Origin of the sequence: Collinsella aerofaciens (assembly GCF_015548375.1) — a bacterium.
Taxonomy (GTDB): Bacteria; Actinomycetota; Coriobacteriia; order Coriobacteriales; family Coriobacteriaceae; genus Collinsella; species Collinsella aerofaciens_AB.
Genome location: NZ_JADMWW010000046.1, coordinates 1 through 3,013, shown reverse-complemented (window position 1 = coordinate 3,013; position 3,013 = coordinate 1). Strand labels below are relative to the sequence as shown.

General features: G+C 49.4%; 5 protein-coding genes. All 5 read left to right on the top strand.

Annotation, left to right across the window (positions count from 1 at the left end; all coding sequences use genetic code 11):
- Nucleotides 1-564 (top strand): SDR family oxidoreductase (locus I1969_RS10880; protein ID WP_195235135.1); only part of this gene is annotated, 564 nt, incomplete at its 5' end.
- A 29-nt stretch (nucleotides 565-593) separates the two neighbouring features.
- Nucleotides 594-1,502 carry a hypothetical protein gene (locus I1969_RS10875; RefSeq protein WP_195235134.1) on the top strand — a complete coding sequence of 303 codons (909 nt, stop codon included), beginning with the start codon at nucleotides 594-596 and terminating at the stop codon, nucleotides 1,500-1,502.
- Between the two features lie 18 nt (nucleotides 1,503-1,520).
- The gene (locus I1969_RS10870; RefSeq protein WP_147486954.1) at nucleotides 1,521-1,757 is read left to right on the top strand and encodes a hypothetical protein; all 237 of its coding nucleotides are present in this window, start codon (nucleotides 1,521-1,523) and stop codon (nucleotides 1,755-1,757) included.
- Nucleotides 1,758-1,863: 106 nt separating this feature from the next.
- Complete coding sequence (locus I1969_RS10865) at nucleotides 1,864-2,403, top strand: hypothetical protein (RefSeq protein ID WP_195235133.1); 540 nt, start codon at nucleotides 1,864-1,866, stop codon at nucleotides 2,401-2,403.
- A 394-nt stretch (nucleotides 2,404-2,797) separates the two neighbouring features.
- The gene (locus I1969_RS10860) at nucleotides 2,798-2,944 is read left to right on the top strand and encodes an AAA family ATPase (RefSeq protein ID WP_195235132.1); all 147 of its coding nucleotides are present in this window, start codon (nucleotides 2,798-2,800) and stop codon (nucleotides 2,942-2,944) included.
- Nucleotides 2,945-3,013: the final 69 nt, after the last annotated feature.

Below are 3,013 nucleotides of genomic sequence, written 5' to 3'. Positions count from 1 at the left end.
GTCTTCGACGGCGCCGCCGAGGTGCATGACGAGGACGAGCCCCTCAGCCCGCTTTCCGTCTACGGCCAGACCAAGGCCGCCGGCGACATCGCCGTGGCGGGGTGCCCGCGCCACTACATCATGCGCAGCTCCTGGGTCATCGGCGAGGGGCACAACTTCGTGAAGACCATGAAGGGCCTCTCCGACCGCGTAGCCGACCCCGAGGACGGGCTTACGCAGGTCACCGTGGTCGACGACCAGCTGGGCCGCCTGACCTTCACGCGCGACATGGCCGCCGCCATCTTCCACGTGCTGGGCACGCACGCCCCCTACGGCACCTATGACTGCACGGGCTCCGGCGCCGTCAAGTCCTGGGCCGACATCGCCCGCGCCGTCTTCGAGGCCGCCAACGGCAACGGCGAGAGGGTCGTGCCGGTGAGCACCGCCGACTACTACGCAAATGCCGCCGGCCCCGTCGCCCCGCGCCCGGTCCACTCCGCGCTCGACCTGTCCAGGCTCGAGTCGGTCGGCTTCTGCATGCCCGACTGGGAGGAGGAGCTGGGGGAGTACCTCACAATGCTTTAATGTAAATTGTAGTGGCGGGAGGCGATGGCATGATTGATAGATATTCTTTTGATGATTGGTTGAACTACGGTAGACGAGGGAAGCGCGAGTATTCCTGTTTTCGTTTTTATAGTGTAGGACTCAACAGAGGCATGCCTCTAGTGATTCTGGACGCCCTAAAGAAAATTGGCTTCGGTGGGATATTTGTTTGGCTGCCTACTCTTTTTGCAGAAAAGCTATTAACAGATGGAAAATTTCCTTGGATCCTTGACTACCTTGGAATTTATGCGACTAGAGAATTATTTACTTTTTCGCTTATCGTAACTTGTTTGGTGGCAATATGGATTGCCGCGCATTCAATTAGGCAGGGCTTTCGCTATGTGAATGTGCTCGACGAACTTCAGAGCCTTAACTACCAAGTTGAGAATCAGACTCAAAATCCTGATGTTAATTTACGTGAATTGGCAACTGTCTGCTGCGATGGCGTTGCTTCCTGTTTTTCAATTTTTCGCCCAAAAGACGGAATAGGCTGCGCCATCAGGCTTGCGCGTCCCGGAAAATCGGATCATGAAGTTGGCTACGCAACGGTGGCTAGGGGAGGGGCATTGAATAAAACGAGATTTCAACATTCCCGGCCTCTTTCAATGAATAGCAAGCTCGTGATTATGCTTCACGAAAAAGAGCTGTCAAATGATATCGTCATACTTTGTCCCGATGTTGAAAAAGCCAGAGACTGCGGACAGTTGGATAACGACGTTAATTCCGAACATTTCGGATCCGATGATCGTTGCATGATGATTTCTAGACTTGTTGCCCGAGACGGTTCGAATAATTCAATTATGGGAATCTTGTATGTAACATCTAACAGGCCAAATAAGCTCGGAATCGCTGATGTAAATCTCTACCTATTGCTTCATGATATTGTCAATCACGCTCTTTGCGCAAAAGCTATTGCGTGATTAGCCTTTAGGAGGTTCATGATGGCATGCACCAAGAGAAGCTATCGGAAAAAGAAGAAACAGCCTTCTTGCCGTCCGCTTCTTTTACGCCAAAATAAATCTAGCATTAAGGCAAGCGTCAATGCCGCGCCTTCGCACGCTGTTTTCTGTGAGTCTGCAGGCGGTTTAGTCTTAACTGATGTGAGAGATTACAGCCGCATCAGAAAAAACGGACCATCAGATGAGCTGGTTAAATTATTAGCATCAAGATTGTGATATATCTAGTAACTTGGCTTGACGGTTTGCTTTTCGAATAACGACCGGTGTGTAAGCAGTGGGCTGAGTCTTGGTTTCATTCTATGCCGAGGGAAGGTTATTGCTTATGGTCGCTTTTTGTGCAGTCGTTCAAGTAATTTGTGCATTTGTTACACTTTGCCTGACGGTATATGTTGTTTTGCGCGACACAAGGCATATGAATGAACAAGACGAGCGTCAGGAAATGGCTGAGAAATTAGCGCAGCCATCTTCAATTGCTGCATGGCTCGAAAGAGATTCCACTGGTGAGTCGCGCATTGCGATTCGCAACGACAGTGATCTTCCCGTATATGAGGTAGTTGCGACAATTGTCGTTACTCATGGAGCGGGATGCTGCAAGGGTGAAGATTTGGAATCTCCATATCAATACAGGAAGAAACTCGATTTGATTCCTCCGGGACTTCATTCGGTAGCTATCGATATGGGCGGCTTCTACGGAATGCATCGACATCCGCTGGTCGAGATTGCCTTTGTATGTGCAAAGGGAAAATCCTGGATCCGTCGGGGAGATGGTGCTCTTGATGAACTCGATGCTTCGCCGTTTAGCCACTATGAACTCGGCCTTCCCATTGCTTTTGATATGGTTGCGTCATATCAAAAGATGTGACGTCCTTATTCCTTTAACGCTATAGAATGCAGCGTTGTCTATGTGAATACAACGGTTTTCAGGAGTAGACAATGAAATAGACTAATTTTTAGGAGAATTCGTTGCCGATGGGCCAACGTCCTTTATTTATTTTGAGATGTGCTTGGGGTGCTACAGCCCGTGATGCTGAATACAATGGGGGGCATTGTGGTTAATTCTGGCAATGTCACAGCCGTCCAACGTTGCCGTGAATTTGAGATAAATAGAAGGAGCATCGTAAGTTTTATTAGAAAACCGGTCTCTCGTGACGGGCTGTATGACAATGGATAATCAGAATCCGTCGGTATCGCCACAGCACAGCGCATGGCATATTTAACTGTTAGAAGTCATAAAACCTTAACGGTAGGGAGGCCACATGAGGATCTCTAAACTGAGGATTGAGAACTATCGGAATCTTGATGGCGTTACGATTAGTTTTGACGAGGACGTGACCTATATTGTCGGCGAAAACAACCTCGGCAAAACGAATGTGCTCGACTTGCTCATGTTAGCGCCGGAATAATTTAGCCAAATATAGTCGGCCGAGATTGACCAATCCCGGCCGACCCATTTTAGCCAACACGCCCGCATC